Genomic DNA, 22,725 nt, shown 5'->3' with positions numbered 1-22,725 from the left:
TGGGGTGTCGGGTTTCAGATCAGGCACAACGCAGCCAGTTCGCGACGCATGTCATCAGGAAGGATATCTCCATTCATGTCGGAATGCCCAAGGTCCGGCGGCGCGTCGGCGGCACGCAGGTAACGCCATCCCTGAAAGGGGCGCATGCTGCGTGGCGCGACCGGCACGATCAGCGGGTCGAGGGTAATCAGGGCGCAGGCCACCCCGTCGTCGCGGGTGTCGGGACGGATGCCGGTAATGCGCTGGCGGCACATGATCATGCCGGCGATGACGCGGTACAGCGACCCGCCCTCCAGTATTTCCCCCGCGCGGCGGGGATACATCCGCGTGCGCAGCCACGGATGTCCCGACGGGGTCGTTCCGTCCAGTCCGTCGCCGGGCACCGGCGGGTTCGCCTGCTGGCGTTGCGCCAGTTCCGCGATACTGCCGACCCCCACCGCCAGCTTGACCATATGCAGCATTACCGGACCTCCCGCGTCATCTCAGGGGCGCGCCGGGGCGGGGGCGATGTCGCTCTGGGCTTCCTGCGCGAAAAGATCGCGGAAACGCGTGGCATCCACGCCGCGCACGATATGCACCAGCCGCACCCCCTGTTTTTTCGGCGCAAGCTGTTCGGGCCAGACATAGGCATGACCGTAATTCGGGCCGTGGGTCAGATCGATGTCCATGAAGGCATCGACGCTGGATGTCACCAGCGACGGCTCGGCGGCGATTGCGCTGGTCAGTTCATCCCACATCGGCAGCGGCTCGTAATACTGCGCCAGATAACGCGTCATGGGCGTAGACCTGCGCGTGATGCGGTTGAGGTAGTCACGCGACATCATCAGGTCGTTCGAGACACTGCCGACCACCGTGACCGACGCCCATGGCGCGGTCAGGGTGATGTGCGCGGCCTCGGGGTCGAAAATCATGTTGAAGTCGGAGGCGAAATCCGCGTTTCTCGTCACCGACATCATGCTGGTGTCCAGCATGCCCCCCATGAAGATCAGCTTTTTCGCCGTCTCGGCAAAGGTCGGGTCCAGCCGGATGGCCAGCGCAAGGTTCGTCAGCGGCCCGGCAGCAACGATGGTGACCTGATGCGGATGGGCATGGACCTGTTCGATCAGGAACTGCGCCGCGCTCTGCGTGAGTGCACGCATATGGGGCATGCCTTCCTTCAGCGGGGGAACCGGTGGCTGCTGGTCGGGAGTGGAATCGATCGCGCCCAGCCCGCCCCACGCTCCCTTCCACGGGATGGTGCCGAACTGGTGTTCATGTTCGCGCAGGGCGGCCACCGTGTTGACCAGCGGATAGACCGCGCCGTCGGCCACCGGCACGTCCGTGCGGCCAATGATTTCAAGGAACCGGCGCAGGTGGGCGGATTCCGCATTTTCCCATCCGTCGCCGCTGACGACCGTAAAGCCCAGCACACGGACATGCGGACTGAACAGCAGCGGGATGATCGACTGCTGGTCCGAACCGCCGGGGCCAAGGAAATCGTTATCCTCGATCACCAGTTCCGGGCCGGTGGAGGACGGCGTGGCGGCGCGCGATGCGGCCGGCAGCCCGGCCCACAGGCCGAACGCGCCCATCAGGCACAGGGCCGTACGGCGTGCCCTGCCGTAAAAGGCAGACGCCCCTGGCGAAGATGACATGAATGAAGAAGACACGGCGGGGGTTTCCTTCCCTGACCAGACAGTCCAGCTTGGCCGTTTCATGGCGCGCTCCTATACCACCAGCGCCGCCAGCAGGCTTTCAAGACGCAGGCGTCCCTGCGCCGTCGCGCGCAGGCGTGTTCCGCCCTCGCGCCATTGCAGGTAATCCTCATCAAGTGCCGCGCGCAGGATATCGGGGTCCGTTGCCTCCTGCAGGTTCATCCCCGTTCGGCGGGCGAAACGCCCGGCCGCGATTCCCTCATCCAGACGCAGTCCCATCAGCAGCATCTCCCGCGCTTTTTCGCGGGGGGCAAGTGCCTCTTCATGCGTCAGGCCGCTGCCGGTTTCCTCCACCCGCTGTGCCCAGGGTTCGGGCGCGCGATGGCGGCGCGTCGCATGGGTGACGCCGCCGGACGTCATGCGTCCATGCGCGCCCGGCCCGATCCCCAGATAGTCGCCATACCGCCAGTAGGTCATGTTATGGCGGCTTTCCGCGCCCGGCCGTGCATAGTTCGAAACCTCGTATCCCGACAGGCCGTGCTGTCCTGCAACACTGGCCGTTTCCTCATACAGGCGGGCCGCCAGTTCATCGTCAGGCAGGCGGAAACGGTTCTGCCGGTACAGGCTTTCGAAGCGGGTGCCCGGCTCGATCGTCAGCTGGTAGAGCGACAGATGGTCCGAGACGAGGGAAAGGGCCTGTCGCAGTTCCGCCCGCCACGACGGCAGCGACTGTCCGGGACGGGCATAGATCAGGTCGAACGAAATGCGGCCGAACAGCGCGCGCGCCTGCTCCAGCGCCGCGATGGCCTGCGTGACGCTGTGTTCGCGCCCCAGAAACCGCAGCGCCTCGGGGTCCAGGCTTTGCAGTCCCACCGAAATGCGGTTGACGCCCCCATCGCGAAAGGCGCGCAGGCGGCCGGTCTCTACGCTGGTGGGATTGGCCTCCAGCGTGATTTCGATGTCGGGGGACAGGTGGAACAGTTCGCCCGCGTCCTCCAGCAGGGCCGCCAGCGTCGCGGGTTCCATCAGGGAGGGCGTGCCCCCGCCGAAAAAGATGGAACCCAGCACCGGCCGCCCCGCGCGGTCGGGGCCGATGCGCCCCGCCTCATGCCGCAGTTCGCGGCGCAGGGCGTTGCCGAAACGCGCCTGCGGGATCACGTCGCGCACATGGCTGTTGAAGTCGCAGTACGGGCATTTCGACAGGCAGAAGGGCCAGTGCACATAAAGCGCCAGCGTCTGCTCCGCCTCAAGGCCCGTCCCGGTGGAGGATGCCGGGGCGGGAACGTGCGAAGGCGCGTCAGATGGCAAGGCGGACGCCAAGCTCAACCACGCGGTCGGGCGGGATGCGGAAGAATTCGGTGGCCGGCGTCGCGTTGCGCGCCATCAGCAGGAACAGCGACATGCGCCAGCGCGACATCTTGGGCACCGAGGAACGGACCAGCAGTTCGCGGCTGGTGAAGTAGGAGGCCTGCAGCGCGTCGAAATCCAGCCCGCTGGCCTTCAGGTCCTCCAGCGCGCGGGGCAGGTTGGGCGTTTCCATGAAACCGTAACGCAGGATGATGCGATACATGTCGGGGGCAAGCTCCTGCAACGCGACACGGTGGCCCCGGTCCGCCTCCGGCTGGTCAAGGGTCTGGACCGTCACGAACAGGACGTGATCATGCAGCACCTTGTTGTGCTTGAGGTTATGCAGCAGGCACGCCGGCACGAAATCCGGCGTGGCGGTCATGTACACCGCCGTTCCCGGCACGCGGATGATCCTTGATTGCGGCAGCCGGGCAAGGAAGGAGTTCATCGGCATGCTGTCCTGCTTCTGCCGGTTCATGATGAGCTGACGGCCCTTCTTCCATGTCGTCATCATCAGCGTCAGTACGATGCCCAGCATCACCGGCACCCAGCCACCCTGCGGGATTTTCATCGCGTTGGAGGCGAAGAAGGTCGTGTCGATGATGAAAAAGCCGCCGAACGTCGTGATCGCGGCGGCGCGCGACCAGTGATACAGGCGGCGGAACACCACCATCGCCAGCACGCAGGTACACATGAACGTGCCCGTCACCGCGATGCCGTAGGCGGAGGCCAGGGCATCGGAGCTGCGGAAGCTGAGCACGAGAAGCAGCGCGCCGGTCATCAGGAAACGGTTGAATTCCGGCAGGTAGATCTGGCCCTCTTCCTCCGCATTGGTGTGGGTGATGCGCATGCGCGGCAGGTAGCCAAGCTGGATGATCTGCCGGCACAGGGAAAAGCCCCCCGAAATCCCGGCCTGGCTGGCGATCACCGTGGCGCAGGTCGACAGGATGATCATGGGCACCTGCAGCCAGTGCGGGCCCAGCAGGAAGAACGGGTTGGTCAGGCTGGACGGGTCCGCGATGATCAGCGCGCCCTGTCCCAGGTAATTCAGCGCAAGGCACGGCAGCACGCAGAACAGCCATGCATAGCGGATGGGCTGGCGGCCGAAATGCCCCATGTCGGCATACAGTGCCTCCGCCCCCGTGACCGACAGCACGACGGAGCCAAGGGCGATGAACGACAGCCATCCGTGATAGATGATGAACTGCACCGCATAGGTGGGCGACACCGCCAGCAGGATGCCCGGATGCTGCACGATCTGCGTAAGCCCGAGGATCCCCAGAAGGCTGAACCACACCAGCATGATGGGGCCGAAGATGGTCCCCACCTTGCCCGTGCCATAGGACTGGACCGAAAACAGCCCCACCAGCACGACCAGCGCGATGGGGATGACCAGTTCACGCGCGGCGGGGAAGCTGACCTCCAGCCCCTCCACCGCCGAAAGCACGGAAATCGCGGGGGTGATCATGCCGTCGCCAAAGAACAGGCACGCCCCGCCGATCCCGACCATGCCCAGCGCCACGCGAAGCCGGTTGGTCGTGGCGACGCGCTGCGCCATCGACATCAGCGAAATGATGCCGCCTTCGCCGTTATGGTCGGCGCGCATGATGAGGATGACGTATTTCACCGTCACGATCAGCAGCAGCGACCAGATGATGAGGCTGAGAACGCCGAGGATTTCCCACGGCTCGATCCTGTGGTGCTGCGACACCACCATGATGGTCGAACGCAGCGCGTAAATCGGGCTGGTGCCGATATCGCCGAACACAACGCCCAGCACGCCCAGCAGCGCCGCAAATCCCACCGGGTTTGCGGCATGTTCATGCTGGTCCGCGCCGTATTCCGTAACTTTCGACGGAACGGGGGAGGCCGTGGCCCTGCCGTCCGAAGCCTTACCGTCCGCGGCAGGGGTGCCATGGGCGGGCGTCGTCGGTTTTCCGGGGGCGTCTGGCCCCGTGGGTTGCGTCATGTCGTGACGGCTCCGCGGCAGTGAATATCAAGAAACAGGCAATATCATGCCCGGTACTTTCGCATACCCACAAGGGGCAGGGGCATCAAGGCCCGTATCCGCGCGGGTGCCATTCCGGCGATTTCAGACCGGATGGGCCGGACGGGGTCCGAAAATCGCGCTGCCGACGCGCACGTGCGTCGCGCCCGCCGCGATGGCCTGCTCGAAATCCGCAGACATTCCCATGGAAAGCACCGGAAGCGCGTGCCGCGCGGCAAGGTCCGCCAGCGCGCGGAAATGCGGCATCGGATCCTGATCATGGGGGGGAATGCACATCAGGCCGACCACCGCATCGCCAAAACGCGCCTTTGCCGTCGTGATGAATGTATCGGCCCCTTCCATCGCCACGCCGGATTTCTGCGCCTCGTCCCCGGTATTGACCTGCACCAGCAGTTTCGGCAGGCGGCCCGTCCGCTCGGCCGCCCGCGCGATGGCGTCGCACAGGGCCGGGCGGTCAAGGCTTTCGATCATGTCGGCGATGCGCACGGCCTCCAGCGCCTTGTTGGTCTGCAGGCCGCCAATGATGTTCAGGCGCAGCTCCGGCCATTGCGCGCGCAGGGGGGGGAATTTGGCGGCCGCCTCCTGCACGCGGTTTTCGCCAAAGGTCATCTGTCCCGCCCGCAGCGCCGCGACGACGCTTTCACGTGGATGGAACTTGGAGACGGCGACAAGCGTGATGTCCGCCGGATCACGTCCGGCGCGCCGTGCCGCGGCCGCGATCCGCGCGCGCACCGTCGCGAGCGCCTGTGCGATATCGTGGCCCGTCGTGGCGCGGGACGCGGGTGTTTCATCCCCCGCTGGCATGGTTGTGTCCTGCACGATGCGCCCTTTCCCCTCTGTCGGAAAAATCGAAAATCCCTGTCCTCGCCCCGCGCGGCATGGGGCGGGGGACGGACAGGGGACCCGTCCCGATACCATGCCGCGCGCCCGCGTGTCATCGGGGGCAGGGGCGGGACGTGATCATCTGGCGGGAAGAGGGTGGAGGCGATCCGGCAGGAAGTGACGGCAGGATGGATGGGGCATATCGACAAAAAACCTGTATGCCGGGGTGGCGGCGCGGGCGTCGGCGTGTCATGTGCGTGACCATGCCGGCGTGGTTGCGCGTCGTTGCGGAGTTTTGGTTCAGTGTTGAGTTTCAGGGCAGGATAAAGAATGAAACAGCCGTCGTCCGCACCCCGTTCGTCCGGACGTCGCGTCATGGGGGGGCGTGGCGCGCAGGCCGCCGCGGCCGACCCGACCCGCGATATTGCCTTTGATATCGTCAGCGGCGTGATCGAACACCGGCGCATGCTTGAAACCTCCATGGAAAACTCCCCCGCGGCGCGGGAGGCGGAGCCGCGTGACCGCGCCGCGGCCCATCGTCTGGGCGCGTCCGTCCTGCGCCATATGGGCACCGCGACGGAGGTGCTGTCGCCTTTCCTGAAAAAGGAACCGCCCGAGCCCGTGCGCGCTGTCCTGCTGATTGGCGTGGCGCAGCTCCTGTTCCTGGGCACGCCGGTGCATGCGGCGGTGGCGACGTCCGTCGCGCTGGCGCGCAGGCGGGGGCTTGCGCCGTTTGCCGGGCTGGTGAACGCGGTCCTGCGACGCATCGCGCAGCAGGGCGATGCCTGTCTGGAGGGGCTGGATCAGGAACGCCTCGACGTGCCGCCCTGGCTGTGGACTTCGTGGGGGCGCATGGCGCGTCCCGTCGCGGCGGCACTGGGGATGGAACCGCCGCTCGACCTGTCGATGCGGCCCGGCTGCCTGCCGCCGCCGGGGGGCGAAGTGCTGCCCAATGGCACCGTGCGCTTCCCTGCCGGCACGCGGGTGACGGAACTGCCGGGATTTTCCGAAGGGGAGTTCTGGGTTCAGGACGCGGCCGCCACGCTGCCCGCGCGGCTGCTGGATGTGAAGGCGGGGGAACGCGTGGCCGACCTGTGCGCCGCGCCGGGGGGCAAGACCGCGCAGCTTGCCTTTGCCGGGGGGGAGGTGACCGCCGTGGAACGCGACGCCCGCAGGATGGAGCGCCTGGCCGCCAACCTTGCGCGGCTGGGCCTGACGGACCGGGTGAAAACGGTGCGCGGCGATGCCACGCAGTGGCGGCCGGACGTGCCGCTTGATGCCGTGCTGCTGGATGCGCCGTGTTCGGCGACGGGCACGGTGCGCCGCCATCCCGACGCGATGTGGATCAAGCGTCCGCGCGACCTTGCGGGGCTGGCGGCGGGGCAGCAGGCCCTGATCGCGGCGGCGCGTGACATGCTGCGTCCGGGCGGGCGGCTGGTCTATGCCGTGTGTTCCCTCCAGCCGGAGGAAGGTCCCGCCTGCGCCCGCGCGGCGGAGGAAATGGGCCTGATCGCCGATCCCTTCACGCCGGAGGAACTGTCCTTCCTGCCGCAGGCCCGCACGGCGGAGGGCTGGCTGCGCACGCATCCCGGCCTGTGGGCGGCGCAGGGTGGCATGGACGGGTTCTTTGCCGCGCGCTTCCGCAAGGCCTGACGTGGAGGGGGACGGGGTTCGTAAAACTATGGCCTGTCTTCGATATTCCTGATATCAAAGAGGTATGGCAGCTCTATCTTCTCCCCTTATCGCGCCGAGCGTCCTGTCGGCTGATTTTTCCCGCATGGCGGACGAAGTCGCTGCCGTCGAGAAAGCGGGCGCGGACTGGCTCCATCTGGATGTCATGGATGGGCATTTCGTCCCGAACCTGTCGATGGGCACGCAGCTGGTCAGCGCCCTGCGTCCGCATTCGCGCCTGCCGTTCGACGTGCACCTGATGGTCGCGCCGGTCGATTCGTATATCGCGGCCTTTGCCAAGGCGGGCGCCGATCATATCCATATCCATGTGGAGGCCGGGCCGCATACCCACCGTTCCCTGCAGCATGTGCGCGACCATGGCGTGAAGGCCGGACTTGCGATCTGTCCCGCCACCCCGCCCGAGGCGGTGGAAGAGGTGCTTGATCTGGTGGACATGATCCTTGTCATGACGGTCAATCCGGGGTTCGGGGGACAGAAATTCCTGACCAGCCAGCTTCGGAAAATCCGCACCCTGCGTGAAATGGCCGATGCCACGGGACGTGACATCCGCATTGGCGTGGATGGCGGGATCACGCCCGAAACCGCCACCCTTGCGACGCAGGCCGGCGCGGATGTCCTGATTGCCGGTACCTCGGTTTACGGGCAGGAGGATTACGCCCGCGCCATCAATGCCCTGCGCACAGGCGGGGCATCCCGCCCGGCGTGAGGGGAATTCACATCATCGGAGCGGTGGATCCGACATGGTCCTGAAGCGGCTGGCACAGGGTGCGCGTCTGTCGATGGCCCGGCTGCCGCTGCTGGTTGGCAAGGGGCGGGTGCCTGTCGCGCCGGTCCACAATATCCGCGACCTGTGGCCGGGCGATGCCGGAATCGGCGCCATGCTCATCAAGGGCAGCCTGACGCTGGCGGGATATACCCATCCCGTCGGGCCGGGAATGTGGGACAATCCCGGATATGAACCCGCGTTTCGTGAGGGACTGCACAGTTTCCGCTGGCTGCGCGACCTGCGCGCGGTGGGAACCGATGCGGCGCGCCTGCGCGCGCGCGCGCTGGTGGATGACTGGCTGCTCAATCCCCCTACCCATCCCATGGTGCGCGACTGTTCCGTGGCGGGGGCACGGGTGGCGGCGTGGCTGGGTCATTACGATTTCTTTGCCGCGTCGGCCAGCGACCAGTTCCGCCAGCGCCTGATGGCACGCCTGCTGGTGGAGGGACGCACGATTGCGGCCCTGCTGCCGCCGGAATGCCATGACTGGCAGTCCCTGACCGCGCTGAAGGGGCTGCTGGCGGTGGCGGTGGCCATGCCGGAATATACCGGGTTCCTCAGCCGGTACCGGCGTTATATCGACGGGGAGGTCGAACGCCAGATCCTGCCCGATGGCTGGCATGTCCAGCGCAGTCCGGAGGTGCAGCTGCGCGCGTTGCGCGAACTGGCGGAAATGCGCGCGATGATGCAGGCCGCCCAGCATGCGCTGCCCCATTCGGTTGCCCTTGCGCTGGACAAGATGAGCCCCGTCCTGCGGGCCATGCGTCATGGTGACGGCGGGCTGGCGCTGTTCAACGGCAGCCATGAACGGACCGCCACCCTGATCGAGATGGTGCTGTCACAGGCCACGCGCACGCGGGTGGTTGCCAATTCGATGCCCGATGGCGGATTCGTGCGGGCGCAGGCGGGACGTTCGCTGCTGCTGATCGACGCGGGCGCGCCCGCGCCCGCGGGGCATGACCACAACGCGCATGCGGGGACACTGTCGCTGGAATTTTCGTGCATGCGCCAACGCCTGATCGTCAATTGCGGCGGTGGCCTGCTGCCGCAATGGAAAAAGGCGCTGCGCCAGACGGCGGCCCATTCCACTGTGGAGGTGGAGGGGCTTTCCTCCTCCGATTTTCATGAGGACGGCACCGTGGCGCGTCGCCCCGCCCATGTGGAGGTGGAGCATGCAACGCGGGAGGGCGCGCACTGGATAAGCCTGTCGCATGACGGATATTATCCCACGGCCGGCGCGACCTATTCCCGGCGGCTGTATCTGGGAAGCGGCGGCGACGGGCTGCGTGGCGAGGAAACGATCGAGGGCGAACGCGAACTGGCCTTCGTCCTGCGGCTGCATCTGCACCCATCCGTCTATGCCCAGCCCGATCCCCAGAACGGCACCGTCCTGCTGGAGGCGGGGGAGCAGACATGGCGTTTCCGCGCCACGGGCGGTGAAGTCACGGTGGAGGAAAGCGTCTATTCCGGCGGGACGCGTCCGGTGCCCTCCACCCAGATTGTCGTGCGCGTCACGCCCAATGGCGGACGCAGGCCGCCGGCCGACGTCGATGACCCTGCGGCCAAAGGAGAGGAAGCCGGAAAAATGCCCGATGCCCCGCCCGCGGCGCGAGGCGGGATTCCGGATATTCCCGCGCCGGCGGATGTGCCGCCCGGCCGCAGGCGCAGCGTGATCCGCTGGGGGCTGGAGCGCGAATGACGCCGGGGCGGGGAATGAAAATCCTCGAAATCACGAACGTTGATTTCGCGCTGTATCATTTTCTGCATCCGCTGATGCGCCAGTTACGTGACCAGGGACATGAAGTCGTGGGGGCCTGCGCCGAAGGGCCGCTGCTGGCGGGCGTGCGGGCCGATGGCTTTCGCGTGGAACCCGTTGCCATGGCGCGTTCCTTTTCCCCGCTGGCGCAGGCGCGCGCGCTGCTGGCGCTGATCCGCCTGATCCGGCGGGAACGGCCCGACATGGTGCATGTCCACATGCCCATCAGCGGCCTGCTGGGCCGGTTTGCCGCGTGGCTGTGTGGCGTTCCGCGCGTGGCCTATACCTGTCACGGATTCCTGTTCAACCAGCCCGGACCGGCATGGCGGCGCATGCTGGCGCTTGTGCTGGAATGGCTGGCGGGACGCATCACCGATATCTACCTCACCGTCTCGCGCGAGGAGGCGCGGGATGCGCGCCGTCTGGGCATACACCGGCATGCCACGGCCATCGGAAACGGACGCGACGGGAACGTCTTTCACCCGGATGCCCCGACCCGCCACAGGGTCCGCGCCGAACTGGGCGCGGCGGAGGGAGATGTAATCATCCTCGCGGTTTCGCGTCTGGTGCGGCACAAGGGGTATCCCGAACTGCTGGCGGCGATGCGCGACGTGCAGGAAGCCACGCTATGGATCGCGGGTGAGCGCCTGCCCACCGATCATGGTCCCGACATGGGGGCGTGTCTGGATGCGGCCGGGGCGGAACTCGGGCCACGGCTGAAACGCCTTGGATATCGCGCGGATGTGGCCGACCTGATGGCGGCGGCGGATATCTTTGTCCTGCCCAGCCATTTCGAGGGGCTTCCCATGACGGTGATCGAGGCGATGCTGTGCAGCCTGCCGGTCGTGGGCAGCGATATCCGGGGCATCCGCGAACAGATCGTGGAGGGGGTAACCGGCTTTTGCGTGCCGGCGGGGCGGGTTGATGCCCTGTCGGCCGCGCTGGGGCGGCTTGCCCGCAACGCGTCACTGCGCTGTCGCATGGGGGATGCGGGGCGTCAGCGCGCGCTGGAACTGTTTTCACAGGAAAGGGTGATCGCCCGCACGGCCGCCCTGTTGACGCGCGATGCGGGCGATGGACGTCAGGGCTGGGAGAGTTCGCCGCCCATTTCCTGAATCAGGGCCTGGGTTTCCTGCGGGTGGGCGTTGATCAGCTTCACGTTCGCGGGGTTCAGCGCGGGCGCGCCCTTGGGGGCCTGCTGGTGCATCAGGGCGGTCGTCATGCCGAATGTCGTGATGCCCATGACGAAATCCGAAGCGCTCAGCCCATGATCGCGCAGGATTGGCATCAGGCGTTCCGTCTGTGCCGTGCGTTCGATGGTCTGCGACAGGGACAGGTTGCTGGTGTCCGGCGGGGGAACGTTGCGCGCCTTGATCTCCTTGATGGTCGGAATCATGATCGCAAAGAAATTGTCAGGCAGGCGGTACTGCGCGGCGGCATTGATGTCATGCGCCATCGTCGCCTTCGGGTCGGGCGCGGGCTGTGCCGGTGCGGCGGGTGCGGGGGCTGCCATCACAGGCAGCGCAGGCAGGGCCACCGCAAGGGCGGCGGCAAGGATGTATGTGCGGAACGTCATGGCTGGCTGGTCCATTCCCCCTGTTTCATCAACGATTCGCGGGTGCCGTCATGGGTGATGGCATCCACGTCGATCCGGTTTGATCCGATCATCCAGTCGATATGGATGAAGCTGGAATTCGCGCCGCGCTCGCTCAGCTGCGCTTCTGTCAGGCTGTCGGTGTCGAGCATGCATTTGGTATAGGACTGTCCCAGCGCGATATGGCTGGCCGCATTTTCATCGAACAGCGTGTTGCGAAACAGGATGCCGCTGCTGGAAATGGGGGACGACGCGGGAACCAGCGCGACCTCGCCCAGGCGGCGCGCGCCTTCATCGGTATCGAGTATGCGCGTCAGCACCTCCTGCCCGGCGCTGGCGCTGGCCTCCACGATGCGGCCTTCCTCGAAACGGACGGCGATATCATCGATCAGCGTTCCCTGATGGAACAGGGGCTTGGTCGCGCGGACCGTGCCGTTGACGCGACGGGCGTGCGGGGTGGTAAAGACCTCCTCCGTCGGGATGTTGGGATTGCACACGATGCCGTTGCGCGCGGGTTCCGACCCGCCCGCCCAAGCATGGCCATCCGCCAGTCCCACCGTAAGGTCCGTATCCGGCCCCCGGAAATGCAGCGCCGCGAAACGGCGTTCATTCAGCCACGCGGCCCGGCGGTGCAGGGTTTCGTTATGCCGCGCCCATTCGGCCACGGGATCGTCGGCGGTGACGCGCGATGCGGCAAAGATGGCATCCCACAGCCGCGTCAGCGACTGATCGGCCGGAAGGTCGGGAAAGACCTGCTGGGCCCATGCGGGGGTGGCGCAGGCGACGATGTTCCAGTTGATGGCGAAATTCGTGATCAGTTCCATCGACGCGCGACCCGCCAGCGAATTCGCGCGGGAGGCACGGGCGACGCGTTCATGGTTTTCGCGCGCCAGCAGGATGGGATTCCCGCCGGTAATCGCCAGACGCGCCGCGCCATTGCGATAGGCATCGGCCATCCCGTCATGCAGCCATTTCGCCGCCGTGTCGAAGGTATCGTCCGGCGCATGGCGGAAACGCGCCAGCGTGGTTTCGTCGTCGGTGTAGAAGGTGCTGACCAGCGACGCCCCGGCGCGATAGGCATGTTCGGTGATGCGCCGGACCAGCGGCACGGCCTCCAGCGGGGCGGTAATCAGCAGTTGCTGGCCATGGGCGATGTTCAGCCCGACCCGGACCGCAACCTCGCCAAGCCGGTCCAGGAGTTCTGCGTGGTTGGGTGCTGCGGGCATGCGTGGGTTCATCCTGTTGATGACGGTGGAAGGGGGCGGACCGGATGGAACCGTCCCGGTCCATGGCAAGAAGTCAGTCACGATACGATAGACGACATTCCAGGGTTGCGTAAAATCATACCTTATCGTGGAGAAGGATGCGAAGGCGATGGAAATGACAGGCGCCCCGGACGCGCCCGGCGATGCCGTCAGGCTCTGCGCGCTTGACGCCGCGCGCGAACGCCCACAGCGCGTCGTGACGCAGGGTCGCGCGCTGGTGGTATGGACGACACAGGACGGACGGCCATGCGTGTTCGACGATCGCTGTCCCCATGGCAATGCGCGGCTGTCGAGTGGATATGTGATGTATGACCGGCTGGTCTGTCCGCTGCATATGTGGACATTCGGCGTGCAGGGCGACGTGGATGCGCCCGGTGGCCGGATGGAGACGGCGAATCCGTTGCCGCGCCCCTATGTCGCATGGGTCGAGGACGGAACGGTATGGGCCAGCGTGCGGCCCGTCCCTATGCCTGCGATGGACCTGCGTCCGTAGCGGGCGAAGCATCGGTCGGGGCGCAGGCCGGGTCCTCGCGCATCAGCCAGCCGCGGATGACCGCGAGGATATAGTCCTGCTGCGCCGGTTGCAGGTCATGCCCCCTGGTAAATCCATGCCATTTCTCGATACAGCCCCTGCAGCAGGTGCCCGTGGCGTGCTGCGCCACGAAAACCGGATGGCCCCGCCAAGGTGTCTGCCGTCCGTCCTTGTGCGGGTGGGCGGGGGCAAGCCGGGTCGCGATGAATTCCGTGGCATGGCGGGAAACGGCCTGCAGCCCCTGCCGGCGCAGATAGGTCCGGTCCCTGTCATCGAGATGGAATCGGGCACGGAATTTTGAACGCGACAGCCGCGCCCACAGATCCGGCGCCACGGCGGGAAGGGGACGTGCCGGATCGGGCAGCGCAGGTGGCGCAGGCGTTTCAGTTTGCGATGGCGCGGGCGATCCAAACAGGTCCGCCTGCCATCCATCCACGCCGCCAGTTACACCCGGCCCTGGCCTGCGGGCGGAAGGGGGACGCCTCATCCGTTGTCCGGTGCCGCCGTTCAGGCCGGACGGACGAGAATGTGCTTTTTCCTGCCCGACGACAGCTTGAGGACGCCGTCATGCAGGTCGCCTTCGCCGATCACGCGACCCTCGTCCGTGATGACCTCGTCGTTGAGGCGTGCGCCACCCCCACGGATCAGGCGTCGTGCCTCGCCATTGCTGGCGACAAGGCCGCTGTCCGCGAACAGGCGGAACGCCGCGATTCCTTCACGCAGGGTGGCGGCCGGAAGGGTGATGGTGGGCAGCGCATCGGCGCTCAGCGCGCCTTCCTCGAACGTGCGGCGCGCGGCTTCGGCCGCTTCCTGCGCCGCCGCGCGACCGTGGCACAGCGCCGTCGCCTCGGTGGCGAGGACCTTTTTCGCCTCGTTGATGCCCGCGCCGGGCAGGGCGGCAAGGCGATCGCATTCCTCGATCGGCAGGTCGGTGAACAGGCGCAGGAAACGCCCGACATCCGCATCCTCCGTATTGCGCCAGAACTGCCAGTATTCGAACACCGGCAGGCGTGCCGCCGACAGCCAGACCGCCCCGCGCGCGGACTTGCCCATCTTGGCGCCCGAACTGGTGGTCAGCAGCGGGGTCGTCAGGCCGAACACCTGCTGCTGGTTCATCCGGCGCACGAGGTCGATGCCCGAGACGATGTTGCCCCACTGGTCCGATCCCCCCATCTGCAGCGTCACGCCATGACGCGCATTGAGTTCGCGAAAGTCATAGGACTGCAGGATGGAGTAGTTGAATTCGAGGAAGGTCAGCCCCTGCTCGCGCTCCAGCCGGCTGCGGACCGAATCGAATGACAGCATCCGGTTGACCGAGAAATGGACGCCCACGTCACGCAGCAGGTCGATATAGGAAAGCCGGTCCAGCCAGTCGGCATTGTTCGCCAGCATGGCCCCGTCGGCGGTGGCGTCAAAGGACAGGAACTGCCGCAGGCATCCCTCGATCCCGCGCAGGTTGTGCGCGATCGTTTCCGCCGTCATGAGCTGGCGCGCTTCCTCACGGAAGGAGGGATCCCCGATCCGCGCCGTTCCGCCCCCCAGCAGGGCAACAGGACGGTGTCCATGCTTTTGCAGGAGCCGCAGCATCATGATCTGGATCAGGCTGCCGACATGCAGGCTGTCCGCGGTGGGATCGAACCCGATATACCCTGCGACCGGCCCGGCCTGCATGGCCGCGTCAAGCGCCTCCATGTCGGTGCACTGGAAGATGAAGCCACGTGCCTCGGCCTCGCGGAGGAATTCGCTTTTGGGCATGATCTCTACTGTATCTGCGGGTTGTCACCGATCCGCGACGGCGGATATGCGACGGGGTCTAGCACGGTCGCGCCCCGTGATGAAACCGTGGCCGATGAAACTGGGGCGCGTTTCATGCGTTCGGCAGGGCAGGGATATAACGGGCGACATTACCGCCTGTCCGGTTTTGTGACCGGACAGGCCCAGCAGGGACATGCCATGACGCGACATGCCGGCGGACCACAGGGTGCAGGCCCACTGGAAACAGGCGCGGCCAACGTGCGGCGCGGTGCAGGTTCAGTCCGCGGCCAGGGCCAGCGCGTGGCGGTTCATTACGGTGCTGACGTGATCTTCCAGCGCGGCCGCGACCTCATCGGCATGGTTGGCAAAGATATGGTCGGCGCCCTTGAAGATGCGGTAATCGACCTCGACCCCCTTCTGGGTGTTCAGCTTGTCCACCAGCTTGTGCACGGCGGGTTCGGGGACCAGTTCGTCGGCATCGCCCGCGATCATCAGGCCCCCGCAGGGACACGGGGCGAGGAAGCCGAAATCGTAATGGTTGGCGGGCGGGGCGACACTGATCCAGCCGGTGATTTCGGGGCGGCGCATCAGCAGCTGCATGCCCACGAACGCGCCGAAGGAATATCCCGCGATCCACAGGCCGCGCGCGTTCGGGTTGACCATCTGCATCCAGTCGAGGGCGGCGGCGGCGTCGGAGATTTCGCCGATTCCCCCGTCATAGCGCCCCTGAGAGCGACCCACCCCGCGCGAGTTGTAGCGCATGACCGAAAAGCCCATCTTTTCGAATTCGCGATACATCGCATAGGTGATGCGGTTGTTCATGGTGCCGCCGTGCAGCGGGTGCGGATGAAGGATCAGCGCAAGCGGAGCATTCGGCTCGCTTGAATGATGGTAGCGTCCTTCCAGGCGGCCGTCAGGGCCGGCGAACATGACCTCAGGCATATAAGATCCCGCATATGGTTGCCCGGTGGCCTGATGGCATGGCACCGGGGCGGTTGGCGTTTCATTCCTTCCGATAACGATGCCCCGCATCGGACAGGCGGCTGTTCAATTACCCCCACGGGCGGCAAAACCACCCTAGGGGACGCCACGCGGCCGTGATGTCAGCCACAATGGCGCCAGTAAATCCAAAACGAATATCCGCATCCGGCCGTGCCGGATGCCATGATGACTGTGTGCGGACCCGGATATATACCGATTGGGCCCGATAATGCTGACGTGGCCTAGTGATTAAAAATGTTTCTTTGTCGGGTAAGCATTGCATTTGCGGCAGGTATGGGCGTCATGCGCATGCCGTCAGGTCCGGCGGATGAAGGGCCGGCACGGACTGCCTGCATGGATGCTGCCTCATGATCTACGCTCCGCTATTGCGATCGTGTACGGGGACGCGGCTGCCAATGTACGACTGCCAGTGTCACGTCTCATTCGGCCCTGCGCGGCCCTGCCGCCAGGTCGGATGCGCAGCTTATAGCGAGGCCAATTCACAAATTGCCAGATAAATCGTAAACTTAAACCACAAAGTAATGTCGTGGTATTGCTGGCGACATATGGATCGGGGATTGAAATGAACGGCGGCGCGGGTGATTTCTACTATCTGGATGCCAACGCATCCGAACCGCTCCGTCCGGAGGCGCTGGAGGCGATGACGGCGGCGGCGCGGGTCTGTGGCAACCCGTCATCGGTTCACCGTGCCGGACGCGCGGCGCGCGCGATCATGGAAACCGCGCGTGAGGAAATGGCGGCCATTTTCGGCGCCACGGCGGAAAACTGCGTCATGACCTCCGGCGGGACGGAGGCGAACGTGCTGGCGGTCGATGCGCTGGGCCAGGGACGGCCGATCCTGTATGGCGCGACGGAACATGATGCCGTGCGCATGGCCGCAGGCGTGCGCGGCGGACAGGTCATTCCCGTCGACGGGCGCGGCGTCATCCGCACCGACGCGCTGGCGGCCATGCTGGCGCGCACATCGGGGGAGGCGCCGCTGGTGTGCGTGATGCTGGCGAATAATGAGACGGGGGCGATCCAGCCCGTTGCGGAGATTGCGCGCCTGTGTCGCGATCATGGCGCGTGCCTGCATGTGGACGCGGTGCAGGCGGCGGGACGCATGGCGGTGGACCTGCGCGATCTGGGGGCGGACAGCATGGCCGTCTCCGCCCATAAATTCGGCGGTCCGAAAGGGGCCGGGGCGCTTGTGCTGGCGGGCGAACGCTTTTTCGCCCTGCCGCCGATGCTCGCCGGCGGGGGGCAGGAACAGGGGCGGCGTGGCGGCACGCCCGCCCTTCCGGCCATCGCGGGCATGGCGGCCGCCCTGGTGGCGGCGCGGCGCGATTGTGCCGATCCGGCGTATCAGGCCCGCATGGCGGGATGGCGCGACGATATCGACCGGATGGCGCGCAGCTGTGGCGCGGTGGTATGTTCCGGTGACGTGCCGCGACTGTCCAACACCACGTGCCTCATCCTGCCCCACAGGCGGGCGCAGACGCAGCTGATCGCGCTGGATATGGCGGGATTCTGCGTCTCCGCCGGGTCGGCCTGCTCTTCGGGCAAGGTGGCGCGTTCGCATGTCCTGGTTGCGATGGGCATGGACGATCTGGCCGGATGCGCCATCCGCGTGTCCCTGCCCTGGTCCGTCACGGCGGAACAGGTGGGGGCGTTCATGACCGCCTATGTCGACATGGCCGCGCGCCTTCCCGCCCGCGCGGGGGGCTAGATGGAGGCGTGTCGCGTTCCCACATGTGGTCATGATGATACCCGCCACCACAATCCCCGGCCATCGGGACGTTCCGGTCGCGCGGCGTGGCGGGATGAGGGATGACAATGCTTGATACGCCACCGCATACGCCATTGCCGGACGGGGAAATCTACCTCGATTACCAGGCGACGACGCCCTGCGATCCCCGCGTGATGGAGGAGATGCTGCCGTGGTTCACGCTGCAGTTCGCCAACCCCCACAGCGCCGATCACGCGGCCGGCCGGCGCGTGCAGGCCGCCGTGGAAATCGCTCGTGCGCGGGTTGCCGCCCTGCTGGGCGCCGAAGCGCGGGAAATCGTGTTTACCTCCGGCGCGACGGAGGCCAACAACCTCGCCATCAAGGGGGCGGTGCGCCACCTGCTGTCCATGGGCACGACCCGCCGCCGCGTCATCACCGTCGCCACCGAACATAAATGCGTGCTGGAATCCGTCCGCGACCTTGCCGCCGAAGGGTGCGAGCCTGTCATCCTGCCTGTCGGGGCGGACGGGCGGCTTGATCCAGATACGCTGCATCGCGCGCTGGAGGTGCCGACCCTGCTGGTCAGCATCATGGCGGCGAACAACGAAACGGGCGTCATCCATGACCTGCCCGCCCTTGCGCCACTGGTGCGCCGGGCGGGCGCGCTGCTGCACAGCGACCTTGCACAGGCGGCGGGCAAGATCGCGCTGGACGTGGGCGGGCTCGACCTTGCCTCGGTCTCCGCGCACAAGATGTACGGGCCAAAAGGGGTGGGGGCGCTGTTCGTGCGCCGTCGCCCGCGCGTGCGCCTGACGCCGCTGTTTTCGGGCGGCGGGCAGGAACGGGGCCTGCGGTCGGGCACGCTGCCCGCGCCGCTGCTGATCGGCTTTGGCGCGGCATGCCACATCGCGATGCAGGAAATGACGGCCGACGGCGCGCGCATGCGCATGCTGCGTGACCGCCTGCTCCACCTCCTGCAGGCCGGATGTCCGGGGCTGGCGGTCAACGGCAGCATGGAACACCGCCTTGCGTCCAACCTGAACCTGCGTTTTGCCAACGCCATCGCCCTTGATATCATGGCCCGCGCGCCCGAACTGTGTGTGTCCACCGGTTCGGCGTGTTCTTCGGCGCAGCTGGTGCCTTCCTATGTCCTGACGGCGATGGGGCTGGACGCGGCGCAGGCCGCGCGAAGCTTGCGTCTGGCGGTGGGACGCTATACCTCACGCGCCGATGTGGATCGTGCGGCGGCGATCCTGTGCCGCGCGGCGGCAGGGGACACGTAGCGCGGGGAAGAGCAGCCCGGCAGGGATGTCCGGGCATGGAACTGTGTTCAGGATGGAATGATGGCGCATATTGTTTTTGTCGAACGTGATGGCACCCGGCGCGAGGTCGCGGCCCCCATCGGGCTGTCGGTGCTGGAAATCGCGCACAAGAACGGAATTGACCTCGAAGGCGCGTGCGAGGGATCGCTGGCGTGCGCGACATGCCATGTCGTTGTCGATCCGCAGTGGGCGGACAAGCTGACGCCCCCGACCGAGGATGAGGAAGACATGCTCGATCTTGCCTTCGGTCTTGAAAAGACCTCGCGCCTTGGCTGCCAGATCGTGATGACCGAGGCGCTCGATGGCCTCGTGGTGCGCCTGCCGCACACATCCTGACGCGGGCGGGCTGATAATTCCTTTGACGTCGGGTCCCTGCCTTCGATAGGCAGGAAGGCCCGGTTATCGTTCCCTGATCTGAAAGTATAGCAGACCCATGCGTATCCTGGTCGCCATGTCCGGCGGGGTGGACAGTTCGGTTGTCGCCGCCCGCCTTGTTGCGGAGGGACATGACGTGGTGGGGGCGACCCTGCAGCTTTATGATTCGCGTGAAAGCGCGCGCAAGGGGGCATGCTGCGCCGGGCGCGACATCCATGACGCGCGGCGCGTGGCCGACCGTCTCGGGATCGCGCATTATGTCATCGACGCCGAACGGCGTTTCCGCGACAGCGTGATCGAAAAATTCGCCGATGCCTATGCCGGGGGTGAAACGCCGGTTCCGTGCGTTGCGTGCAATCAGGGCGTGAAATTCACCGACCTTCTGGGCATGGCGCGCGACCTTGGCGTCGATGCGATGGCCACCGGCCATTACGTGCGCCGTATCGAAGGGCCTGATGGCGTGGAACTGCACCGCCCGGTGGACCGGACGCGGGACCAGTCATGGTTCCTGTTCGCCACCACGCTCCAGCAGCTCGGCTTCCTGCGCTTTCCGCTTGGCGACATGCCGGACAAGGATGCCGTGCGCGCGCAGGCCGAGCAGTTCGGCCTTGCGGTGGCGGGAAAGCCCGACAGCCAGGACCTGTGCTTTGTCCCCGATGGTTCCTATGCCGCGCTGGTGGAAAAGCTGCGTCCGGAGACTGGCGGCGGGGGAGAGATCGTGGATCTGCGCGGCAACGTGGTCGGCGCGCACGAAGGCGTCGCGCGTTACACCGTGGGGCAAAGCCGCCGGCTGGGCGATGCGACGATGCATGGCGGCGAACGCCAGATGGTGGTGGGGATCGAACCCGCCCGCCGCCGCGTGGTCATCGGGCCGCGCACGCAGGGCGTTACGCGCGAACTGCGCCTGCGGGACATGAACTGGCTGGTTGACGCGCCGGCGGAGGGGCTGCGCTGCGGGGTGCAGATCCGCGCGCGTGAGGCCGTGCGGCCCGCGACCGTCTGGCGCGCGCCAGACGGCGGGGCATCGGTCCTCCTTGACGAAGCGGCGGTGCCTGCCCCCGGGCAGGCCTGTGTGATGTATGACGGGACGCGGGTGCTGGGCGGGGGATTTATCTGTCGCCATGATCCCGCGGCCTGACGGTCTGACCGGCACGAAAGGGCGAAGGCATGTCTGAAGGATCACTGGTCATCGGAACGCGGCGCTATTCCTCGTGGTCGCTGCGGGGCTGGCTTGCGGTGCGGCTGGCGGGGCTGGATGTGGAGGAGGTCGTCATTCCCCTGTCCAATGATGGCAGCACGTCCGCCATCAAGACGATTTCCCCCAGTGGCAAGGTGCCCTATCTGGAACATCGGGGCGTTGCGGTATGGGAAAGCATCGCGATCTGCGAATACTGCGCCGATCATGTGCCGTCCCTGTGGCCCGCATCCCCGCGTCCCCGTGCCTTTGCCCGCAGCATCGCGGCGGAAATGCATGCCGGGTTCCGGGCATTGCGCGCGGCCATGCCGATGAACGTGGGGCGCAACGCAAGGCCGCTGGCGAACGGGACGACGGATGATATCGATGCCGATATCGCGCGCATCGACGCCATCTGGACGGAGGCGCGCCTTGATTTCGGACAGGACGGCGCGTTCCTGTTCGGCCCGCAATTCACGCTGGCGGATGTGATGTTCGCGCCCATCGTCTCGCGCTTCCTGTCCTATGATGTCATGCCTTCCCCGGAATCGGTGGCCTACATGAAGGCGGTGCGGGCGCACCCGCTGGTGGATCAGTGGTACCAGGATGCGCTGGCGGAGCCGAAGGAATGGCGCAACGCCCGGTTCGAGGATATTCCCTGAGGCGCGTTCCGGATCTGACCTGAAAATAACCCTTTGATAAAAAACAACGAAAATTTCCATATGCTGCCTTTTTCCCAAAAGGCAGTGTGTTGCGGGCGACTTTCGGAACATTCTTCGTGCCATCGGCCAAAACCATGAAGGTCGTGACGGTACTCCCCCGGCGCGAGGGATATGCCACCGACGCTACGGGCGCGATCGGCCTTCAGGTCACGGCCATGGCGAGGCCGGATGACGTGATCGTGGGCGTCCCGATAACGGGAACGCCCCTGCCGGGGGGACATTTCGTGCCTGCCCCGATCGGGATATGGCCACCGGGCAGCACATTGTGGCGGTATGCCCATGCCGTCGCGCGCGCCATCAGGCGTCATGCGGCGTCACCTGATCTGATCGAGGTGCATAACCGTCCCGACATGGCCCTGTTCCTCGGGCGGCGTTTTCCCTCCGTCCCGATCCTGCTGGTGCTGCATAACGATCCGCAGGGGATGCGTTTCGCGCGCACGCCCCGTGCGCGGCATGCCCTGCTGCGTCGCGTGCGCGTTGCCGCCGTGTCCCACTGGCTGCGGGAACGTTTTCTGGAGGGGCTGCCCCCGCACTGCGCCGGGGATGTCGCCTTTTCCCCCAACGGGACCACCGTGCCCGCGACCTGCCTGCCGGATTCAGGGCGTGAGCGCGTGGTCATGTTCGCCGGGCGGGTCGTGGCGGACAAGGGGGCGGACCTGTTCGTGCAGGCATGGGCAATGGCGCGCCATGCCTGTCCCGGCTGGCGCGCCGTGATGTATGGTGCGGACCGTTTTTTCGCCGGTGCCGATGAAACCCCGTTCATCGCCGCCCTTCGCCCGCAGGCCGAGGCGGCGGGCGTGGAGATGTTGGGATACCGCCCCCATGCCGACGTGCTGGCGGCCATGGGACGCGCGGCGATCATGGTCATGCCCGTCCGCTGGGCAGAACCGTTTGGCGTCAGCGCGCTTGAGGCAATGGCGGCGGGAACGGCCCTGATCGCCTCGCCCAATGGCGCGCTGGCGCGACTGGTGGGCGATGGCGGACTGCTGGTGTCCCCCACCCCGGTGGAGGGGCTGGCACGGGCGATGTCCGATCTCATGGCCTCGTCCCCCGCGCGGGCGGCGCTGTCGGCGCGGGGGCGCGAACAGGCGCGGCGGTACGACCTTTCACGGACGCGGGCCATCCGCTGGCAGGTCCGTGCCGCGTGTCTGGGGCCGCGTGCATGACCCTGTTGCATGGGGGGGTATGTGACAGGCGCCCCCGTATGCCTATATGCAGGAATTACAATTACGCAGACTGATGGAGTACACC

At 66.4% G+C, this 22,725-nt stretch carries 21 protein-coding genes; 11 read left to right on the top strand and 10 right to left on the bottom strand.

What is annotated here, in order from left to right:
- Positions 1 to 14: 14 nt before the first annotated feature.
- The 5 genes from NJLHNGOC_RS10705 to NJLHNGOC_RS10685 form a co-directional block, all read right to left on the bottom strand.
- Positions 15 to 461 carry a DUF1489 family protein gene (locus NJLHNGOC_RS10705; protein ID WP_113596338.1) on the bottom strand — a complete coding sequence of 149 codons (447 nt, stop codon included), beginning with the start codon at positions 459 to 461 and terminating at the stop codon, positions 15 to 17.
- 21 nt (positions 462 to 482) lie between these two features.
- A complete protein-coding gene (locus NJLHNGOC_RS10700; RefSeq protein WP_165837922.1) occupies positions 483 to 1,571 on the bottom strand; it encodes a nucleoside hydrolase in 1,089 nt (362 codons plus the stop codon).
- Between the two features lie 135 nt (positions 1,572 to 1,706).
- On the bottom strand, positions 1,707 to 2,867 hold the full coding sequence (gene hemW, locus NJLHNGOC_RS10695) for a radical SAM family heme chaperone HemW (protein WP_113596385.1): 1,161 nt from the start codon (positions 2,865 to 2,867) through the stop codon (positions 1,707 to 1,709).
- A gap of 64 nt (positions 2,868 to 2,931) precedes the next feature.
- Positions 2,932 to 4,950 (bottom strand): potassium transporter Kup, encoded by a 2,019-nt coding sequence (locus NJLHNGOC_RS10690; protein ID WP_110529716.1) that lies wholly within the window; start codon positions 4,948 to 4,950, stop codon positions 2,932 to 2,934.
- 123 nt (positions 4,951 to 5,073) lie between these two features.
- A complete protein-coding gene (locus NJLHNGOC_RS10685) occupies positions 5,074 to 5,793 on the bottom strand; it encodes a YggS family pyridoxal phosphate-dependent enzyme (RefSeq protein ID WP_113596336.1) in 720 nt (239 codons plus the stop codon).
- 348 nt (positions 5,794 to 6,141) lie between these two features.
- Here NJLHNGOC_RS10685 and NJLHNGOC_RS10680 point away from each other — a divergent pair, with 348 nt between their 5' ends.
- The 4 genes from NJLHNGOC_RS10680 (at position 6,142) to NJLHNGOC_RS10665 (ending at position 11,140) form a co-directional block, all read left to right on the top strand.
- On the top strand, positions 6,142 to 7,464 hold the full coding sequence (locus NJLHNGOC_RS10680; RefSeq protein ID WP_113596335.1) for an RsmB/NOP family class I SAM-dependent RNA methyltransferase: 1,323 nt from the start codon (positions 6,142 to 6,144) through the stop codon (positions 7,462 to 7,464).
- 64 nt (positions 7,465 to 7,528) lie between these two features.
- Positions 7,529 to 8,209 (top strand): ribulose-phosphate 3-epimerase, encoded by a 681-nt coding sequence (rpe, locus tag NJLHNGOC_RS10675; RefSeq protein WP_113596334.1) that lies wholly within the window; start codon positions 7,529 to 7,531, stop codon positions 8,207 to 8,209.
- A gap of 34 nt (positions 8,210 to 8,243) precedes the next feature.
- Positions 8,244 to 9,968, top strand: a complete 1,725-nt coding sequence (locus NJLHNGOC_RS10670; protein WP_113596384.1) for a heparinase II/III family protein — start codon at positions 8,244 to 8,246, stop codon at positions 9,966 to 9,968.
- 14 nt (positions 9,969 to 9,982) lie between these two features.
- Positions 9,983 to 11,140 carry a glycosyltransferase family 4 protein gene (locus NJLHNGOC_RS10665; protein WP_113596333.1) on the top strand — a complete coding sequence of 386 codons (1,158 nt, stop codon included), beginning with the start codon at positions 9,983 to 9,985 and terminating at the stop codon, positions 11,138 to 11,140.
- On the opposite strand, the gene NJLHNGOC_RS10660 is transcribed toward NJLHNGOC_RS10665, so the two are convergent.
- The gene (locus NJLHNGOC_RS10660; protein WP_113596383.1) at positions 11,107 to 11,601 is read right to left on the bottom strand and encodes a hypothetical protein; all 495 of its coding nucleotides are present in this window, start codon (positions 11,599 to 11,601) and stop codon (positions 11,107 to 11,109) included. The genes NJLHNGOC_RS10665 and NJLHNGOC_RS10660 overlap by 34 nt on opposite strands.
- A complete protein-coding gene (locus tag NJLHNGOC_RS10655) occupies positions 11,598 to 12,845 on the bottom strand; it encodes an aminopeptidase (RefSeq protein ID WP_113596332.1) in 1,248 nt (415 codons plus the stop codon). The genes NJLHNGOC_RS10660 and NJLHNGOC_RS10655 overlap by 4 nt, the downstream gene beginning before the upstream one ends.
- A 148-nt stretch (positions 12,846 to 12,993) precedes the next feature.
- Between NJLHNGOC_RS10655 and NJLHNGOC_RS10650 the strand changes: the two genes are divergently transcribed.
- On the top strand, positions 12,994 to 13,377 hold the full coding sequence (locus NJLHNGOC_RS10650; RefSeq protein WP_239021471.1) for a Rieske 2Fe-2S domain-containing protein: 384 nt from the start codon (positions 12,994 to 12,996) through the stop codon (positions 13,375 to 13,377).
- Here NJLHNGOC_RS10650 and NJLHNGOC_RS10645 read toward each other — a convergent pair.
- From NJLHNGOC_RS10645 to NJLHNGOC_RS10630, 3 genes are all read right to left on the bottom strand, one after another.
- A complete protein-coding gene (locus tag NJLHNGOC_RS10645; protein WP_113596331.1) occupies positions 13,349 to 13,903 on the bottom strand; it encodes a DUF4186 domain-containing protein in 555 nt (184 codons plus the stop codon). The two genes, NJLHNGOC_RS10650 and NJLHNGOC_RS10645, sit on opposite strands and share 29 nt — an antisense overlap.
- A 20-nt stretch (positions 13,904 to 13,923) precedes the next feature.
- Positions 13,924 to 15,171, bottom strand: coding sequence for a tyrosine--tRNA ligase (tyrS, locus tag NJLHNGOC_RS10640; RefSeq protein ID WP_113596330.1), 1,248 nt, complete (start codon positions 15,169 to 15,171; stop codon positions 13,924 to 13,926).
- Positions 15,172 to 15,447: 276 nt separating this feature from the next.
- Positions 15,448 to 16,113 (bottom strand): alpha/beta hydrolase, encoded by a 666-nt coding sequence (locus NJLHNGOC_RS10630; RefSeq protein WP_110529744.1) that lies wholly within the window; start codon positions 16,111 to 16,113, stop codon positions 15,448 to 15,450.
- 622 nt (positions 16,114 to 16,735) lie between these two features.
- Between NJLHNGOC_RS10630 and NJLHNGOC_RS10625 the strand changes: the two genes are divergently transcribed.
- The 6 genes from NJLHNGOC_RS10625 (at position 16,736) to NJLHNGOC_RS10600 (ending at position 22,640) form a co-directional block, all read left to right on the top strand.
- Positions 16,736 to 17,881 (top strand): cysteine desulfurase family protein, encoded by a 1,146-nt coding sequence (locus tag NJLHNGOC_RS10625; protein ID WP_113596381.1) that lies wholly within the window; start codon positions 16,736 to 16,738, stop codon positions 17,879 to 17,881.
- A 107-nt stretch (positions 17,882 to 17,988) separates the two neighbouring features.
- Positions 17,989 to 19,164, top strand: a complete 1,176-nt coding sequence (locus tag NJLHNGOC_RS10620; RefSeq protein ID WP_206059773.1) for a cysteine desulfurase family protein — start codon at positions 17,989 to 17,991, stop codon at positions 19,162 to 19,164.
- A gap of 60 nt (positions 19,165 to 19,224) precedes the next feature.
- Positions 19,225 to 19,539, top strand: coding sequence for a ferredoxin family 2Fe-2S iron-sulfur cluster binding protein (locus NJLHNGOC_RS10615; protein ID WP_110529925.1), 315 nt, complete (start codon positions 19,225 to 19,227; stop codon positions 19,537 to 19,539).
- Between the two features lie 97 nt (positions 19,540 to 19,636).
- A complete protein-coding gene (gene mnmA / locus NJLHNGOC_RS10610; protein ID WP_113596328.1) occupies positions 19,637 to 20,716 on the top strand; it encodes a tRNA 2-thiouridine(34) synthase MnmA in 1,080 nt (359 codons plus the stop codon).
- 29 nt (positions 20,717 to 20,745) lie between these two features.
- Positions 20,746 to 21,414, top strand: a complete 669-nt coding sequence (locus NJLHNGOC_RS10605; protein WP_113596327.1) for a glutathione S-transferase family protein — start codon at positions 20,746 to 20,748, stop codon at positions 21,412 to 21,414.
- 134 nt (positions 21,415 to 21,548) lie between these two features.
- Positions 21,549 to 22,640 carry a glycosyltransferase family 4 protein gene (locus tag NJLHNGOC_RS10600; RefSeq protein WP_113596379.1) on the top strand — a complete coding sequence of 364 codons (1,092 nt, stop codon included), beginning with the start codon at positions 21,549 to 21,551 and terminating at the stop codon, positions 22,638 to 22,640.
- Positions 22,641 to 22,725 lie beyond the last annotated feature (85 nt).

Origin of the sequence: Novacetimonas cocois (assembly GCF_003311635.1) — a bacterium.
Taxonomy (GTDB): Bacteria; Pseudomonadota; Alphaproteobacteria; order Acetobacterales; family Acetobacteraceae; genus Novacetimonas; species Novacetimonas cocois.
Note: the sequence above shows the minus strand (reverse complement) of the source record. Positions and strands in the feature narration are given on the sequence as shown.

What these genes read in the sequence shown, in the direction of transcription:
- NJLHNGOC_RS10650 (WP_239021471.1), top strand. Translation starts at nt 12,994, where the DNA reads ATGGAAATGACAGGCGCCCCGGACGCGCCCGGCGATGCCGTCAGGCTC.
- mnmA (WP_113596328.1), top strand. Translation starts at nt 19,637, where the DNA reads ATGCGTATCCTGGTCGCCATGTCCGGCGGGGTGGACAGTTCGGTTGTC.
- NJLHNGOC_RS10700 (WP_165837922.1), bottom strand. Translation starts at nt 1,571, where the DNA reads ATGGGCGCGTTCGGCCTGTGGGCCGGGCTGCCGGCCGCATCGCGCGCC.
- NJLHNGOC_RS10625 (WP_113596381.1), top strand. Translation starts at nt 16,736, where the DNA reads ATGAACGGCGGCGCGGGTGATTTCTACTATCTGGATGCCAACGCATCC.
- NJLHNGOC_RS10630 (WP_110529744.1), bottom strand. Translation starts at nt 16,113, where the DNA reads ATGCCTGAGGTCATGTTCGCCGGCCCTGACGGCCGCCTGGAAGGACGC.
- NJLHNGOC_RS10665 (WP_113596333.1), top strand. Translation starts at nt 9,983, where the DNA reads ATGAAAATCCTCGAAATCACGAACGTTGATTTCGCGCTGTATCATTTT.
- NJLHNGOC_RS10685 (WP_113596336.1), bottom strand. Translation starts at nt 5,793, where the DNA reads ATGCCAGCGGGGGATGAAACACCCGCGTCCCGCGCCACGACGGGCCAC.
- rpe (WP_113596334.1), top strand. Translation starts at nt 7,529, where the DNA reads ATGGCAGCTCTATCTTCTCCCCTTATCGCGCCGAGCGTCCTGTCGGCT.
- NJLHNGOC_RS10705 (WP_113596338.1), bottom strand. Translation starts at nt 461, where the DNA reads ATGCTGCATATGGTCAAGCTGGCGGTGGGGGTCGGCAGTATCGCGGAA.
- NJLHNGOC_RS10605 (WP_113596327.1), top strand. Translation starts at nt 20,746, where the DNA reads ATGTCTGAAGGATCACTGGTCATCGGAACGCGGCGCTATTCCTCGTGG.
- NJLHNGOC_RS10670 (WP_113596384.1), top strand. Translation starts at nt 8,244, where the DNA reads ATGGTCCTGAAGCGGCTGGCACAGGGTGCGCGTCTGTCGATGGCCCGG.
- NJLHNGOC_RS10620 (WP_206059773.1), top strand. Translation starts at nt 17,989, where the DNA reads ATGCTTGATACGCCACCGCATACGCCATTGCCGGACGGGGAAATCTAC.
- tyrS (WP_113596330.1), bottom strand. Translation starts at nt 15,171, where the DNA reads ATGCCCAAAAGCGAATTCCTCCGCGAGGCCGAGGCACGTGGCTTCATC.
- NJLHNGOC_RS10645 (WP_113596331.1), bottom strand. Translation starts at nt 13,903, where the DNA reads ATGAGGCGTCCCCCTTCCGCCCGCAGGCCAGGGCCGGGTGTAACTGGC.
- NJLHNGOC_RS10680 (WP_113596335.1), top strand. Translation starts at nt 6,142, where the DNA reads ATGAAACAGCCGTCGTCCGCACCCCGTTCGTCCGGACGTCGCGTCATG.
- NJLHNGOC_RS10660 (WP_113596383.1), bottom strand. Translation starts at nt 11,601, where the DNA reads ATGACGTTCCGCACATACATCCTTGCCGCCGCCCTTGCGGTGGCCCTG.
- NJLHNGOC_RS10690 (WP_110529716.1), bottom strand. Translation starts at nt 4,950, where the DNA reads ATGACGCAACCCACGGGGCCAGACGCCCCCGGAAAACCGACGACGCCC.
- NJLHNGOC_RS10600 (WP_113596379.1), top strand. Translation starts at nt 21,549, where the DNA reads ATGAAGGTCGTGACGGTACTCCCCCGGCGCGAGGGATATGCCACCGAC.
- NJLHNGOC_RS10655 (WP_113596332.1), bottom strand. Translation starts at nt 12,845, where the DNA reads ATGCCCGCAGCACCCAACCACGCAGAACTCCTGGACCGGCTTGGCGAG.
- NJLHNGOC_RS10615 (WP_110529925.1), top strand. Translation starts at nt 19,225, where the DNA reads ATGGCGCATATTGTTTTTGTCGAACGTGATGGCACCCGGCGCGAGGTC.